Consider the following 15,569-nt stretch of genomic DNA (forward strand, 5'->3'; position numbering starts at 1 on the left):
CGCCTCCTCCGCTCGATGCGTGCGTTATTGCATGAACCAGCCGTGGCTCACCACGAAGGACTGGCCCGTGAACGCAGCGCTCGGGAACGCCGAGAGAAACAGCACCGTTTGCGCGACGTCCTCGACGGTCGTGAAAATGCCGTCCACCGTGCCGCCGAGCATCACGCGCTTGACCACTTCTTCCTCGGAGATGCCGAGTTCCTTGGCCTGCTCGGGAATCTGCTTTTCCACGAGCGGCGTGCGCACGAAACCCGGACACACCACGTGCGAGCGCACATTGTGCTTGCCGCCTTCCTTGGCAAGTACGCGCGCGAGACCGAGCAGTGCGTGCTTGGCCGCGACGTAGGCCGACTTGAGCGGCGACGCTTCGTGCGAGTGCACCGAGCCCATGTAGATGACCACGCCGCCGCGGTCGTCCTTGTACATGTGCTGGAGCACCGCCTTGGTGGTGAGGAACGCGCCGTCCACGTGAATGGCCTGCATCTTCTTCCAGTCGGAGAACGCGTAGTTCTCGATCGGGTTCACGATCTGGATGCCCGCGTTCGAGATGAGGATATCGACCGGGCCGAGTTCGGACGCGACGCGATCGATACCCTGGTTCACGGCGTCTTCATTGGTGACGTCCATGGCGACGCCGATGGCCTTGCCGCCCGCGCCCTTGATCTCTTCGGCCACGGCGTCCGCGCCGCTCTGGTTCAGGTCGGCGATGGCGACCGCGGCGCCCGCCTGCGCGAGCGTGAGCGCGATTTGCTTGCCAATGCCGCTGGCCGCGCCGGTAACGACTGCGACCTTGCCATCGAGTTTCGTGTTCAGTGAGAGAGACGACATCGGGCACCTCCAGGTGAGTGAACGGGACAGGATGAAACCTCGGGGGGCGCGCCGTCAAACCTGACGAATGGCTTATGCCATCCGGCCGGATGTTGCGTCGCGGCCAACCGGGCTATTGTGCATGAAGGCGCCTGGTCGAAGCATCGAGCAGGACAAGCAAAAGTGTTTTTCGCCGCACTGCAAGGCGCGGCGCGCGGCCGAGGCCCGTTCAGCAGCAATGGCCAAGTCGTGCTAGCTTTATCGGCTCACAAGGAGGCGTTAATGAACTATCGGCGACTGGGCCGCTCAGGCCTGCAGATAAGCGAACTGTCCATCGGCTCGTGGGTCACCTACGGCAATCAGGTCGACGCCAGGCTCGCGCGCGAATCGCTCGCGGCGGCGCGCGACGCGGGCATCAACTTCTTCGACAACGCCGAGGCTTATGCCGGCGGCAAATCGGAAGAGTTGATGGGCCAGGCGCTCAAGGAACTCGCGTGGCCGCGCGTGAGCTACGTGGTCTCGACCAAGTTCTTCTGGGGCTTGAACGAAGCGCCCAACCAGTACCACACGCTCAACCGCAAGTACCTCATGAACGCCATCGACGGCTCGCTCAAGCGGCTGCAGCTCGACTACGTCGATCTCGTGTTCTGCCACCGCCCCGACCCGAACACGCCGGTCGAGGAAACCGTCTGGGCAATGAGCGACATGATCACGCGCGGCAAGGCGCTCTACTGGGGCACCTCGGAGTGGAGCGCCGACGAAATCCGCGCCGCGTGGGAAATCGCAGAGCGCCATCACCTTCACAAGCCGGTCATGGAGCAGCCGCAGTACAACCTGTTCCACCGCACGCGCGTGGAAGAAGAATATCGCCGGCTCTATGAGGATATTGGCCTCGGCCTCACCACCTGGAGCCCGCTCGCTTCTGGCCTGCTCACCGGGAAGTACCGCGGCGGCGTGCCCTCGGGCAGCCGCGCGGAACTGCAGGGCTACGACTGGCTGCGCAAGAACGTCACCGACCCTGACAAGAACGCGATCGTCGGCAAGCTCGCCGAATTCGCGAAGCAACTGGACTGTTCAGTGGGGCAACTGGCGCTCGCGTGGATCCTGAAGAATCCGCGCGTGAGCACGGTCATCACCGGGGCCTCGCGCATCGAGCAGATCGGCGAGAACATGAAGGCGCGCGACGTGGCGGAAAAGATCACGCCGGACGTCAAGGCGCAGATCGAGGCGATCGTCGGCGACGCGTACAACTGACGTCCCGCGCATGCCCGGACGGCATACCGCGGGTGACGTATCGCGGTGGCGTACAATACGCGGCCTCGCAGGCGGCGCAGCCATCGCGCCGCCGTCGCCGTCTTCCCCGTTTTCACCGGACCCCGTGTCCCGTCCATCATGCTGAGCTACCGTCACGCCTTCCACGCCGGCAATCATGCCGATGTCCTGAAACACGCCGTCGTCGTGCAACTGCTGCATTACCTCGGCAAGAAGGACAAGGCGTACTGGTACATCGACACCCACGCGGGCGCCGGCGCCTATGCATTGCGCGAAGGCTACGCCACGAAGAACGCCGAGTTCGACACGGGCATCGGCAAGCTGTGGGGCCGCGACGACCTGCCTGCGGCGCTCGCGGACTACGTCGACGAAGTGGCGGCGCTGAACCCCGACGGTGACCTGCGCTTCTACCCAGGCTCGCCGTATCTGGCATGGCGTCTCATGCGCGAGCAGGATCGCATGCGGCTCTTCGAATTGCACAGCACGGAAATCGACGTGCTGCGCCACCGCTTCCACGACGCGGGCCGCCGCGTGATGATCTACGCAGGCGACGGCTTCGACGGCATCAAGGCGCTCCTGCCCCCGCCGCCGCGCCGGGCGCTCGTGCTGATCGATCCGTCTTTCGAGGACAAGCGCGATTACTCACGCACGCTCAAGTGCGTCGAGGAAAGCCTCCTGCGCTTCGCGAACGGCACCTATGCGGTCTGGTATCCGCAGGTCACGCGCCCCGAGTCGCAGCGCTTCCCGGAGCAACTCAAGCGGCTGCAGAACAAGAACTGGCTGCACCTCACGCTGTCGGTGAGCAATCCGCCCGAGGACGGCTTCGGCCTTTACGGCAGCGGCATGTTCATCCTGAACCCGCCGTACACGCTTGAAGCGGCAATGAAAGAGGCGCTGCCGTGGCTCGTGAAGACGCTCGGCCAGGACGCCGGCGCGCAATTCAAGATCGAGTCACGCGGCGACTAAGCGGCGCGATCAACCCACAAGCGGCCTCCCCCCTGCGCGAGAGGCGTCACTGCCCAGACGGTAAAGGCTGCGGAAGCGGCGGCGTTGGGCGATGAGGGGGCCGCGGCGGTCGCGGTGGCGGATTCGGCCGCCCACCGCCTTGTTGCACTTCCACGTACGGCGCGACGACGTAGGGCTGCGACGAATCCGGCGCGAGACCCGCCGGTTGCGCCGCCTGAACCATCGGCTCGTGCGAGAGCGGCGCGTTTTGCAGCACCAGCCCCGATTGCCCGTCGCTAATCCCTCTTTGCGTATCCAGAATAAGCGGCTGCCCAGCATGCGCGCCGGCGCTAGCGCACGCCATGACGACAGCGATCAGGCCCGCACGCGCGACAGATAAGCGACGCAATGCGCAGCGCGGCAACACAAGCCTGCGGTGGGAAATGCGGTCTTGCACCATGAACAGCCCCCGGAGAGTAAGCGACACCATTGCTATGACGGCTCGTCGCAAAAAAGACTTTACCTTACCCCGGTGGGAAGGCTCAGACTCTGTTCCATCGACGGTGCAGAAATGACAAAGCCCCGCCAATGCGGGGCTAGAAGCGCTACTGCTTGAACCGGGTCAGACCTGGCTTACAGCGAGTTGTAGCCGTTCGACTCGATCGAACGAATGCGCTGTTCGAGCTGCACGATGTCGGACGACGATGCGAGATACGCTTCGCGGCGACGACGTTCAGCAGTTTCAAACCAGTTGCTCAGCTTTTCAAGAAGGAATGCAAACATGATGGTGTGCTCCAAGGATTCGGTTCGGCGATCCCCGGTGAATTCGCATCAGGGATAACCCTCATAAGGGATAACCCGCATTATAACGGTTGCACCGAACTTTGCTAGTGAATTGCCCGAATACCGTGCATTCCATTTTGGAATGACCTTGGAATATGAATTGGCAACATCATGTTTTATCGACACATTTTCCAGCGACTTCGCGGGGGCTTGACAGCAATCGCGCACAATCGCACCAATATGGTGCAATTGACGAGGAAGGTTGCGTCAATTTGCCCGCCGCGGTTGCACCTGCGTTCAGTGCGTATGGTCAGGCTCATGGCAGTCTGCCCCGGCAACGTCGGCGAGCCGTTCGATGATCGGACAGTCGGGCCGGTCGTTGCCCTGGCAGTGCGAGGCCAGGTGGGCAAGCGTGTCGCGCATCTGGGAGAGCTCGGCGATGCGCTGGTCGAGTTCGGCGACGTGTTCGAGCGCGATCGACTTGACCTCGGCGCTCGCGCGCGAGCGGTCGTGCCAGAGCGCCAGCAGGCGCCGGATGTCTTCCACCAGAAAGCCGAGCCGGCGCGCCTGGCGGATGAAGCGCAGCGAATGCACTTCCTGGGCGCCATACACCCGATAGCCAGACTCCGTGCGCCCTTTGGGCGCCAGCAGCCCGACACTTTCGTAGTAGCGAATCATTTTCGCCGTAACGCCCGATTCGCGCGCCGCTTCGCCAATGTTCACGCCGTTCTCCCGCTGATAGGTCAATGGTTTGATCGTACACCTTCCCACTATGGGAAGGTCCAGCGCGACAACCAGCCCCGGCTGGCATAATCCGCCGGCGGCCTCATATGAGTAGTAACCAGCCTCAATCTCTGAAAAAGGAACACACGATGATCCAGTTCAACGTCGAAGGCATGAGCTGCCAGCACTGCGTAGGCGCCGTCACCCGCGCCATTCACGAGCAAGACGCGCAGGCCAAGGTCGAAATCGATCTGGCCGCCGGCCGCGTGAAGGTCGAATCGAGCCGAAGCGCAGAAGCCCTGAAGTCGGCGATCGACGAAGCCGGCTACACCGTGGTCGGCACGGCCAACGTCTGACAGGCCGCGCCATGTTCAAGGTTGCCGTGATCGGCGCGTCTGGCCTGCTTGGGCGCGCCGTGGTGCGCGAACTCGCGGCCGTTACCACCTGGCAAGTCGTGCCAACCGCGTTCCGCCACGGCGGCCCGCAGCAGACCGTGCTCGATGTGCGTGACGCGCAGGCGGTGAATGCATTCGTCGAGCGCGAAGCGCCCGACGCGATCGTGCTGGCCGCCGCCGAGCGCCGTCCCGACGTGTGCGAACACGATCCGGCGGCCGCGCGCGCGCTCAATGTCGATGCGGTGCGCAACGTGGCCGCAGCGGCGCGGCAGCGCGGCGCGTGGGTGCTCTCGATCTCCACCGATTACGTGTTCGACGGCACGCAGCCGCCCTACCGCGTCGACGACACGCCGAATCCGCTCAATGCCTATGGCCACAGCAAGCTCGAAGGCGAACGCGCCTTGCTCGAAGCCAGCGACAACGCCCTCGTGCTGCGTCTGCCCCTACTGTTCGGGCCGATCATCGGCTGGCACGAATCCGCGGTCACGAGCCTCGTGCCGGCTATCCTCGCTTCGGCTGAGCCCGGAGCGAAGGCGGCGCCAATGGACGCATGGGCTACGCGCTACCCCACTTTCACGCCCGACGTGGCGTTCGTGATCCGCGAACTGTTGCTGCGCTGTGCAGACGGCGAGCCCGTGCGAGGCGTCGCGCAGTGGTCCGGCGACGAACCGATGACGAAGTACGACATCGCCCGGCGGATCGCCCAGGTGCTGGGCGTGGCGGCGGATCTGCTCGCACAGCCGACGCCCACCGACGCCACGCCGCGCCCGCGCGACTGTCATCTCGATTCGAGCCGCCTCGAAATACTGGGCATGGGCCGCCGCACCCCGTTCGACGCGGCGATTCGCGCCGTGCTCGACGCTTTCATGAGAGACGGCGGGCAACCAACCGCGTAGCGGCGAGCCAGCCGCGCTTCAATGAAAATTCCGGCTCTCGGTCGCGAGCCGCCCGAGCAGCCGGCTGTGGTCCTCCAGCCGGTGCGCCACGAGGTGCACCACCTCGCCCTCGCGCTGCACCACGCCCGCCACCGCCAGCAGCGATGACCCCAGCAGCTCCTTGCGCTGCGACTCGACGAGCGCCGCGTGCACGATCACGTTGACACTGCCGGTCTCGTCCTCCAGAGAAACGAAGATCGTGCCGTTCGCCGTGCCTGGCCGCTGCCGCACCGTGACGATTCCACACACGCGCGCGAGCATGCCGTGGCGGCAATGCGCGAGTTGCTCCGCCGTGCGAAAACGCTGCTTCGCGAGACCGTGGCGCAGCAGTTCGAGCGGATGGCGATTGAGCGTGAGCCGCAGGCTCGCGTAATCGGCGACGATTTCCGCACCCTCGGAAGCACGCGGCAACGCGAGCGGCGCCTCGGCGACGGGCGCATCGCGCAACAGCGCTGGCACCGCCTGCTGCGCCGTCACGGCCCACCACGCCTCGCGCCGATGGCCTGCGATGCTCGCCAGCGCGTTCGACGCCGCCAGCGCCTCCAGCTCGCGCCGCGTGAGCGCCGCGCGGCGCGCGAGATCGTCGACATCGGCGAACGGCGCGCGCTCGCGCGCCTCCATCACACGCCGTGCGGCGTCTTCGGAAAAGCCCTTGATGAGACTGAAGCCGAGGCGCACGGCCGGCCCGCCGCGTCCATAGCGTCGCGGCGCGAGCGCAATGCGTGAGCGCGCGATGCGCTTGAGGCCGTCCATGAACCTGTGCCGCCGGCCGCCGCGCTTGAGCGTGCCTCTGCGCATCAACGCGGCGGCGCCCAGCAGCGCGCGATAACGCAGCACGTCGGCGTTGCGCGCGCGGACCGCCTCGGCATCGAGCCGTTCGCCGGGTGCGCCGCGCCGCTCCAGCACCGACGCCCAGTCGCTCAACGCGATATCGGGCGCACGCACCTGCACGCCGTGACGCTTCGCATCCTGCACGAGCTGCGAAGGCGAATAGAAGCCGAGCGGCTGACTGTTCAGCAGTCCTGCCAGAAATGCCGCGGGCTCGTAGCGCTTGAGCCACGAACTCGTGTAGACAAGCAGCGCGAAACTCGCCGCATGGCTTTCCGGAAAGCCATAGTCGCCGAAACCCTCGATCTGCTTGCAGATGCGCTCGGCGAATTCCGGCGAGTAGCCCTTCTTGAGCATGCGCTGCGTGAGATCGGCCTGATACGGACGCAGATCGCCGTCGCGCCGCCATGCGGCCATCGCGCGGCGCAGCTTGTCGGCTTCCTCGCCGGTGTAATCGGCGGCGACCATCGCGAGATGCATCACCTGCTCCTGGAAGATCGGCACGCCGAGCGTGCGCTCGAGCACCGGGCGCAATTCTTCCTTTGCGTACTCCACCGCTTCGTCGCCGTGCCGGCGCTTCAGGTACGGATGCACCATGTCGCCCTGAATCGGCCCCGGCCGCACGATCGCCACCTGGATCACGAGGTCGTAGTATGTACGCGGCCGCAAACGCGGCAACATGCTCTGCTGCGCGCGCGACTCGATCTGGAACACGCCGACCGTATCGGCCTTGGTGCACATGCGATACACCGCCGGGTCTTCGACGGGAATGTCCTGCACGCGCATCTCGGTCAGCCCGCGCCTTAGCGCCACGAATTCGAGCGAACGACGGATCGCCGAGAGCATGCCGAGCGCGAGCACATCGACTTTGAGCAGCCGCAGCGCGTCGATATCGTCCTTGTCCCATTCGATCACGTAGCGGTCCTTCATCGCCGCGTTTTCGATCGGCACGAGGCGCGAAAGCTTGTCGCGCGCAATCACGAAACCGCCCACGTGCTGCGAGAGATGGCGCGGAAAGCCGCGCAGCTCGCGCGTGAGGCGGATGAGTTGCTGCGTGACGTGTGAGTCCGGCGAAAAGCCCGCCTCCTCCAGATGACTCGCGATCGAATCGGGACCGTCCCACCACTGATGCGCGCCCGAGAGCTTTTCGACGAGCGCATTGTCGAGGCCGAGCGCCTTGCCCACGTCGCGCAACGCGCTGCGCGAGCGATAGGTGATGAGCGTCGCGGCCAGCGCGGCGCGGCGCGTGCCGTACTTGCGGTAGATGTACTGAATGACTTCTTCGCGGCGCTGATGCTCGAAGTCGACGTCGATGTCGGGCGGCTCGTTGCGCGCGCGAGAGAGAAAGCGCGCGACGAGCATGTTCATGCGCACCGGGTCGATCTCCGTGATCTTCAGGCAGTAGCAAACCACCGAGTTCGCCGCCGACCCGCGCCCCTGGCACAGGATCTTCCGCTCGCGCGCGAAGCGGACGATGTCGTGCACCGTGAGGAAGTACTTCTCGTACTTCAGCTCGTCGATGAGCACGAGTTCCTGTTCGATCTGATCCCGCCGCTTGTCGTTCAGCCCGTCGGGCCAGCGCTCCAGTGCGCCCTGCATCACGAGCTTGCGCAACCACGTCTGAGGCGTCTCGCCGGGCGGCACCAGTTCCTCGGGATATTCATAGGCCAGTTCGCCGAGCGAGAACGTACAGCGGCGCGCAACCTCGAGCGTCGCGTCGAGCGCCTCGCGCGGATAAATCGCGCCAAGCCGCACACGCGAGCGCAGATGCCGCTCCGCGTTCGCCTCCAGCGCGCGCCCGCACGAAGCGAGCGGCTTGCCGATGCGGATCGCGCTCAGCGTGTCCTGCAAGGGCTTGCGCGAGCGCGCGTGCATCAGCACGCCACCCGCCGCGACGAGCGGCAGGCCGCTCTCCTGCGAGACGTGGCGCAGCACTTCGATCTGCGTGTCGTCGCCGCCGGTTTGCCAGAGTTCGAGCGCGAGCCACGCGCGTTCGGCCGCGAAGCCCGCGAGCCAGTGCGCGGCGCGCAGCGTTTGCGCGAGCGTGGCCGTGCGCTGCGGCACGAGCAGCAGCACGCAGTCACGCAAATGCTTCAGATGCTCGAAGCCAGTTTCGGGCTCGATGAAATCGGCGGGATGCACGCGATAGCTGCCTTTGGGCGCACGCGAGCGCGCGAGCGTGATCAGTTCGCACAGATTGCCGTAGCCTTCGCGATTCATTGCGAGCGCAACGATCGTGCAGAACGGCGCGCCATGTTCATCGACGAGATTGAGCTCGCTGCCGATCAGCAAGTGCAGCGAAGGCTCGAACGGGCCCAAGGAGGCCGCGGCTGTGTTGCCGCTGCGCTCGCGAGCTTCGCGCACGGCTTCGTCGTGGGCTTTTTTGCGCCCCTCGTCGTATTCGTTGAGTGCGCTCCAGGCGCGCACGACGCCTGCGAACGAGCATTCGTCGGTGATCGCGAGCGCGCGGTAGCCGTGGCGGATCGCCTGCTCGACCATCTCACCCGGGCGCGACGCGCCCTGCAGGAAGGTGAAATTGGTCAGGCAGTGCAGTTCCGCGTAGTCAGGTAACTGCGCGGGCAACTGCGCGGGCAACTGTGGAGGCGACGACATGTTTCCTGAAACCCGAATGAGCGAAGACCAGGCGACAACCAGGCGCTAGCCGAAAAGCCCTTGCAGATACCACTGGCCGCCAATGCGTTCGCGATACAGCCAGAACATGCGGCCCTGGTCGTCGGCGGCGACGTAGTAGTCGCGCCCGACGCCCTCGCCGTCCCACCAGCCGGACTCGATGCGCTCGGTGCGCGTGAGCGTCTTGAGCGGCCGTCGATAAACCGGGCGGTCGCCGCGCATCGCGAGCTTGAGCGGCTTTTCGAGCAGCCACGCCGGACGCGGCTGGGTCGGCAGCGGCACCTCGGGCAGATCGAAGGCGCTTTGCGCGGGTGCGCTCGCGCCGGTTTCCGGCTGCGGCTTGCCTGCCTTGCGCGGCTTGCGCGCACGCTTCACGCCGCTCTCGCGGTAAGGCCGCGCCGACATCGCCAGCTCCGGCCGATGATCGTCCTCGACGAACAGCTGCAGCACGTTCTGCTCGCCAAGCCGCGCGCCGATGCGCTCGAAGAGCTGCCCGAGCGACGCCTCGGCGGCCTCGGCCATCGGAAAGAGCGTGTCGGTGGGCGCCGCGTATTCGCTCACGTGCGAAGCGACGAGCGCGAGGCCGATCACGGGCGCGGCGAGTTCGGTCTGATTCAGGCGCTCGCGCAGCAGCCACAGCAGATGCTCGGCATCGCGCGAAGGCGATGCCCAGGCGATCGTGAGCGTCGAGGTGCGCGGCGCGTGCCGCGAAGCCAGCTCGTGTTCGAGACGCAACTCGAAGCCGGAAAGCGCCGCGTGCTGCGCGGCGAGCCAGCCGGCCAGTTGCATCACGAGCCGGCGCGCGGCAAAGAGCAGCGCCTCGGCGCTCTCCACGCGCGCCTGCAATTCGAGCGACGCGTGAAACGACGGCGGCGCGGCAAACCAGACACGCGGATCGGGCGCTTCGCCGCGCGCCTGCGCGAGCCAGCCGAGCACGCCGTCGCCGAAACGCCGCACGATGCCGTCGCGCGGCAGCCGCCGCAGATCGCCGAGCGTGGCGCAGCCGATCTGCGTGAGCGCGTGCTCGTGCTGCGCGGCGAACGGCGCGAGCGTGACCGGCAGCGCATCGAGCACGCGCGCGAGCGTCGTTTCCTTGAGCACGTGCCAGCGGCGCGACGAACGCGTGACGCGCGCCTGCGCGAGCGTCCACGCGCCCCACGCCGTGGGCGCGCAGGCCATGCGCGCGGTGTGCCCGCAGCCGGCCACCGTCGCCGCAACCTTGGCGAGCAGCGCGCGCACGCCGCCGAAAAGACGCAAGCCCGAACCGACTTCGAGCAATAGTGTGTGCGACTGCGCGAACGACACCTTGGGCGTATAGGCGAGCAACGCGAGCGCGAGCGCCTCGAACGCGCGGGTCTCGCGCGCCGGCTCGGCTTCGAGCAGCACGAGCCCCGGCGCGAGCGCGAGCGCATGCGAGCGCGTGTTGCCGGGCTCGACGCCTGCGCGCAGCGCGTCGAGATCGGCGATCAGGATGCGCGTGTGGTCGGCGAGCGCGTAGCAGCGCGGCGCGCTGACGGTATCGGCGTCGGCATCGGCGCTTTCAGGCAGGCGCGATGTTGACGGCGCCGGCGGCGTCAGAGGTCTGACGGCCTCCAGCGGCAACAACGGCAAGGTGACGGCGATCCACAACATGATTGACCCCGGGCCACGGCATGACGACGGAGGCTGCGTCCGGCTGGGGCAGCACCGCGTCCTGCAGCGGCAATGTAATGACGAGTGGCTGGGCGGGCGGCGGCCCGCGGCGCTTGAAGATATCGACGGAGAGCGCGGCGAGCTGCATCCATTCGCGCCGGTTCAGGCTCGCGTCGTCGGGCGGCGGCACCGGCGAGCAGGTCATGCGCAGCGGCGCCGGCGACGACTGGTTGCGCGCGGCGAGCGGCCGCACGAGAAACGCGAGCGCCTGCGAATCCTGGGCGGCGACCTGCAGACGACGCACGGCGTCGGCGCGCGCCTTCGTCTGCCAGAGCAGCACGGCGCCCATGCCTTCCTGCTTGAGCGCCTGCTCGGCCACCCAGGCGGCCTCGCCTTCGGCCGCGCGCACCCAGATCACGCGCTCGAGCGCGAGCCCCCATGCCTTGAGCGCACAAGCGTACGGGCGCCACGGCGGCGCGACGAGCAGCACGTGCCGGCCCCCCTGCGCGGTGAGCGCGCGCAATGCGGGAGCGACGAGCCGCATCTCGCCCACGCCGCCCTGCTCGACGAGCAGTTCGGTCAGGCTGCCCGCGGGCCAGCCGGCGCCGGGAAGCTGGGCGTCGAGCGTGGCGTGGCCGCTCGGCACCGAGCGCTCGCTGGCGTGCGCAAGCTGATCGCCTTGCCACACGCGGCTTTGCAGCCGGGGGGGCAAGTGCGCGGCGAGCTGAGCAGTGGTCTGCGCAGTGATCTGAACGGCTGCCATGGTTCGTGGCCTGGTTGATGGGAACGCTCCGCCCTGCCCGGCAAGAAATGGGGCATCGGCAGGAAGGAGGTCGGTTCGCCTCCACCTGTATATTTATACAGTATTTTATGGGATTAGAGGAAGGCGGGAAATGGGGGAAGGGTCACTTGGCGATCCATTGCGGATCGCGCAGACAGGCGAATCGCGCGCCGCGCTGAGGGTGCGCTGACGCATCTCGCCTGCCTTTTCCCGCCTGTCAGGCCGCGTGCGCCGACGTCAGACTGAGCGCCACGGCTTGCGCCACTTCGATGCCGTCAATGGCCGCCGAATAGATACCGCCGGCATACCCGGCGCCTTCGCCGGCCGGATACAGACCTTCGACGTTCACGCTCTGGTAATCGTCTTTGCGACGAATACGCAGCGGCGACGACGTGCGCGTCTCGACGCCGGTGAGCACGGCATCGTGCATCGCGAAGCCTGCGATCTTCTTGTCGATCTGGGGCAGCGCTTCACGGATGGCTTCGATCACGTAGTCGGGCAGCGCCGTGCTGAGATCGGTCGGATGCACGCCCGGCTTGTAAGACGGCACCACGGAGCCCAGCGACGTCGAAGGCCGGCCGGCGATAAAGTCGCCGACCAGTTGGCCCGGCGCCTGATAATTGCCGCCGCCGAGTTCGAACGCGCGCTCTTCCCACTTGCGCTGGAACGCGATGCCCGCGAGCGGGCCGCCCGGATAGTCCTCCGGCGTGATGCCGACGACGATGCCCGCATTCGCGTTGCGCTCGGCCCGCGAATACTGGCTCATGCCGTTGGTGACCACGCGGCCGGGTTCGGAGGTCGCCGCGACCACCGTGCCGCCGGGGCACATGCAGAAGCTATAGACGGCGCGGCCATTGTTGGCGTGATGCACCACCTTGTAGTCGGCCGCGCCGAGCTCCTTGTGGCCCGCAAACTTGCCGAAGCGGCTGCGATCGATCACGCCCTGCGGATGCTCGATGCGAAAGCCCAGCGAAAACGGCTTGGCTTCCATGAACACACCGCGATCGTGCAGCATCTGGAACGTGTCGCGGGCGCTGTGGCCAACAGCCAGCACGACGTGGTCGCACGGCAGCGTCTCGCCGTTCGAGAGTTTGAGCGCGCGCACCTTGCCCTGCTCGATGTCGATGTCTTCGACGCGCGTTTCGAAGCGCACTTCGCCGCCCAGTTCGTGGATGGTGGCGCGCATCTTTTCCACCATGCTGACGAGGCGGAACGTGCCGATGTGCGGGCGGCTCAGATACAGGATGTCTTCCGGCGCACCCGCCTTGACGAATTCGTCGAGCACCTTGCGGCCGTAGTGGTGCGGATCCTTGATCTGGCTGTACAGCTTGCCGTCGGAGAACGTTCCGGCCCCGCCTTCACCGAACTGCACGTTCGATTCCGGGTTGAGCACGGACTTGCGCCACAGGCCGAAGGTGTCCTTGGTGCGCTCGCGCACGGCCTTGCCGCGCTCGAGGATGATGGGACGAAAGCCCATCTGCGCGAGGATCAGTCCCGCGAACAGACCGCACGGTCCCATGCCGATCACGACCGGACGCGGACGCGTCGAGTGCTCGGGCGCCTTCGCGACGAAGCGGTAGGTCATGTCCGGTGTCACCCCGCAATGCGGCTTGCCGGCGATCCGCTTGAGCACCTTCGCTTCGTCCTCGACTTCGATGTCGACGATATAGTTCAGCTTGATATCCGAGCGCTTGCGTGCATCGTGCGCACGGCGGAAGACGGTGTAACGGACGAGCGCGTCCGCTGCTACGCCGAGTTCCGCGAGGCGTCCCCGAATCGCGGCTTCAAGATCGCTTTCGGCGTGGTCGAGGGGGAGTTTGACTTCGGATAAACGTAACATGGCTGCCAGGGTGCGATCGCCACGGGAATCGTGGCCGATCCGTATTTTATAAGCTCGACGGCTTTTCAAATGGAACGGCGCCGTACGACGAAACGCGAGCGTATACGACAAAAACGGGAGAAAAAGAAAAAGGGGCTACAGGCCAATGGCGTGTAACCCCTCGGTATTGCTGGTCGGAGCGATAGGATTCGAACCTACGACCCTCTGATCCCAAATCAGATGCGCTACCAGGCTGCGCTACGCTCCGACGAATCCGAGATTGTATCGGTAGTGCCCCCGCGCCGTCAAATCCCCTTGAACAAAAAAGAACCGCATCACGCGCTTGCCGCTCACCAGCGGGGCGTGCACCATGAGAGCACACGCCGAAAGTGCACCCCATACCGCGAAAAAAGGAGACGCCATGCACCTCATCCTCTGGCGCCACGCCGAAGCCGAAGACATCGCCGCCAGCGACCTCGCCCGCCAGCTCACCACGCGCGGACGCAAGCAGGCGCAGAACGTCGCGCGCTGGCTGCGCGCGCGGCTGCCCGACGACGCCGTGATCCTCGCCAGCCCCGCCGCACGCACCATCCAGACCGCCGAGGCGCTTACCGATCAATATCGCGTCGTGCGCGAACTCGCGCCCGATGCGAGCGTCGAGCAGGTGCTCACCGCCGTCGGCTGGCCCGAGGGCCTCTCGTCCACGGTCGTTGTCGTCGGCCATCAGCCCACGCTCGGCGAAGTCGCGGCGCGGTTGCTCTCGGGCGGCGCCGACCCGCGCAGCTGGGCCGTGAAGAAAAGCGGCGTGCTCTGGCTCGCGAGCCGCGAGCGCAACGGCAGCGAGGCCGTCCTGCACGCGGCCATCACACCCGATCTCGTCTAGTCCTCCACCCGCCTCCGTCTGCCCCGCCGGGCCGCCTCTACGCGGCCCCTACAGCGGTTCCCACGCTCCCGCCGCCCCTGGCCATTCGGCTAGCTCGCCCGTCTGCCTTACACCACGTCATTGAATCGTCATTGCGTTTTCATGGAAACGTAACGGCGTATTACTAAATTGCCGGAAAAGTTCTCTTACTTCCGACCAGGACGCCCCATGCGAGATCTGCCGACGCCCACCCTGCCGTTCGCCTCGATTTTCGAGTCGAACCGACGCTTGCCGCGCGCCGAAGAAACGGTCACCGCGCAGCATCGGCTGCAGGTGGCCTGGGCTCGCACCGACGAGGAGCTGCGCGAAGCCCAGCGTCTGCGCTACCGCGTGTTCGCCGAGGAAATGGGCGCACGCCTGACCGGCCCCGCCGGTCTCGACGTCGACGCCTTCGACGCCTACTGCGACCACCTGCTCGTGCGCGACCTCGACACGCTCAAGGTCGTCGGCACCTATCGCGTGCTGCCGCCGCACCAGGCGGCGCGCATCGGCCGTCTCTATGCCGAAAGCGAGTTCGACGTCTCTCGTCTCGCGCATCTGCGGCCGAAAATGGTCGAGGTGGGCCGCTCGTGCGTGCACCCCGACTACCGCAGCGGCTCGGTCATCATGTCGCTGTGGGGCGGTCTGGGCGGCTACATGCAGCACAACGGCTACGAGACGATGCTCGGCTGCGCGAGCGTCGCGATGGCCGACGGCGGCCACTACGCGGCGAACCTGTACTGCGCGCTCGACGCGAACGCGCTGACCGCGCCCGAATACCGCGCGTTCCCGCACACGCCGCTGCCCGTCGAAGAGCTGCGCACCAACTCGCCCGCCGTGGCGCCGCCGCTCATCAAGGGCTATCTGCGCCTTGGCGCGAAGATCTGCGGTGCGCCCGCCTGGGACCCCGACTTCAACACCGCCGATTTCCTCACGCTCTTCCGTCTGTCGGAGATCAACGAGCGTTACGCGCGCCACTTCCTCGGCGAAGCCATCGCGCGCTGACACCGCATGCGCCCCTCTGCGGGCGAAAACAGTGGACGAAAAAAAAGCCCGGCTCACGAATGAGCCGGGCTTTTTCTTTACCGATTGACGATGGGCAAAGCGCTGCGCGCTT

At 66.4% G+C, this 15,569-nt stretch carries 13 protein-coding genes and 1 tRNA gene; 6 read left to right on the forward strand and 8 right to left on the reverse strand.

Going from position 1 to position 15,569, the window contains the following annotated elements; translation table 11 throughout:
* Window positions 1–24 precede the first annotated feature (24 nt).
* Complete coding sequence (locus tag VSR72_RS08270) at window positions 25–828, reverse strand: 3-hydroxybutyrate dehydrogenase (RefSeq protein WP_342951899.1); 804 nt, start codon at window positions 826–828, stop codon at window positions 25–27.
* Window positions 829–1,089: 261 nt separating this feature from the next.
* On the opposite strand from VSR72_RS08270, the gene VSR72_RS08275 reads away from it, so the two are divergent.
* Both VSR72_RS08275 and rlmJ read left to right on the forward strand, forming a co-directional pair.
* On the forward strand, window positions 1,090–2,061 hold the full coding sequence (locus tag VSR72_RS08275; protein ID WP_342951900.1) for an aldo/keto reductase: 972 nt from the start codon (window positions 1,090–1,092) through the stop codon (window positions 2,059–2,061).
* 138 nt (window positions 2,062–2,199) lie between these two features.
* Window positions 2,200–3,045: a 23S rRNA (adenine(2030)-N(6))-methyltransferase RlmJ gene (rlmJ, locus tag VSR72_RS08280; RefSeq protein WP_342951901.1), complete on the forward strand. Its 846-nt coding sequence runs from the start codon at window positions 2,200–2,202 to the stop codon at window positions 3,043–3,045.
* A 612-nt stretch (window positions 3,046–3,657) separates the two neighbouring features.
* On the opposite strand, the gene VSR72_RS08285 is transcribed toward rlmJ, so the two are convergent.
* Both VSR72_RS08285 and cueR read right to left on the reverse strand, forming a co-directional pair.
* Complete coding sequence (locus tag VSR72_RS08285) at window positions 3,658–3,807, reverse strand: DUF3563 family protein (RefSeq protein WP_342951902.1); 150 nt, start codon at window positions 3,805–3,807, stop codon at window positions 3,658–3,660.
* 297 nt (window positions 3,808–4,104) lie between these two features.
* Complete coding sequence (cueR, locus tag VSR72_RS08290) at window positions 4,105–4,530, reverse strand: Cu(I)-responsive transcriptional regulator (RefSeq protein WP_342951903.1); 426 nt, start codon at window positions 4,528–4,530, stop codon at window positions 4,105–4,107.
* Window positions 4,531–4,679: 149 nt separating this feature from the next.
* On the opposite strand from cueR, the gene VSR72_RS08295 reads away from it, so the two are divergent.
* A complete protein-coding gene (locus tag VSR72_RS08295; RefSeq protein ID WP_342951904.1) occupies window positions 4,680–4,886 on the forward strand; it encodes a heavy-metal-associated domain-containing protein in 207 nt (68 codons plus the stop codon).
* A gap of 11 nt (window positions 4,887–4,897) precedes the next feature.
* Window positions 4,898–5,821, forward strand: a complete 924-nt coding sequence (locus tag VSR72_RS08300) for an SDR family oxidoreductase (protein WP_342951905.1) — start codon at window positions 4,898–4,900, stop codon at window positions 5,819–5,821.
* Between the two features lie 18 nt (window positions 5,822–5,839).
* Here VSR72_RS08300 and VSR72_RS08305 read toward each other — a convergent pair whose 3' ends face one another.
* From VSR72_RS08305 to VSR72_RS08325, 5 genes are all read right to left on the reverse strand, one after another.
* A complete protein-coding gene (locus tag VSR72_RS08305) occupies window positions 5,840–9,301 on the reverse strand; it encodes an error-prone DNA polymerase (RefSeq protein WP_342951906.1) in 3,462 nt (1,153 codons plus the stop codon).
* 45 nt (window positions 9,302–9,346) lie between these two features.
* Window positions 9,347–10,951: a DNA polymerase Y family protein gene (locus tag VSR72_RS08310; protein WP_342951907.1), complete on the reverse strand. Its 1,605-nt coding sequence runs from the start codon at window positions 10,949–10,951 to the stop codon at window positions 9,347–9,349.
* Window positions 10,860–11,714 carry a translesion DNA synthesis-associated protein ImuA gene (gene imuA / locus VSR72_RS08315; RefSeq protein WP_342951908.1) on the reverse strand — a complete coding sequence of 285 codons (855 nt, stop codon included), beginning with the start codon at window positions 11,712–11,714 and terminating at the stop codon, window positions 10,860–10,862. Before imuA ends, VSR72_RS08310 begins: the two co-directional genes overlap by 92 nt.
* Window positions 11,715–11,949: 235 nt before the next feature.
* Window positions 11,950–13,572, reverse strand: coding sequence for an NAD(P)/FAD-dependent oxidoreductase (locus VSR72_RS08320; protein WP_342951909.1), 1,623 nt, complete (start codon window positions 13,570–13,572; stop codon window positions 11,950–11,952).
* 170 nt (window positions 13,573–13,742) lie between these two features.
* Window positions 13,743–13,819: transfer RNA gene (locus VSR72_RS08325), tRNA-Pro, on the reverse strand.
* 153 nt (window positions 13,820–13,972) lie between these two features.
* On the opposite strand from VSR72_RS08325, the gene sixA reads away from it, so the two are divergent.
* Both sixA and VSR72_RS08335 read left to right on the forward strand, forming a co-directional pair.
* Window positions 13,973–14,434: a phosphohistidine phosphatase SixA gene (sixA, locus tag VSR72_RS08330; RefSeq protein ID WP_342951910.1), complete on the forward strand. Its 462-nt coding sequence runs from the start codon at window positions 13,973–13,975 to the stop codon at window positions 14,432–14,434.
* Between the two features lie 207 nt (window positions 14,435–14,641).
* Entirely contained in the window at window positions 14,642–15,457 is an 816-nt protein-coding gene (locus VSR72_RS08335; RefSeq protein WP_342951911.1) for a GNAT family N-acyltransferase, read from the forward strand.
* Window positions 15,458–15,569 lie beyond the last annotated feature (112 nt).

The sequence above is a fragment of the Paraburkholderia sp. JHI869 genome (genome assembly GCF_038900775.1).
In the GTDB taxonomy this organism is placed as follows: Bacteria; Pseudomonadota; Gammaproteobacteria; order Burkholderiales; family Burkholderiaceae; genus Paraburkholderia.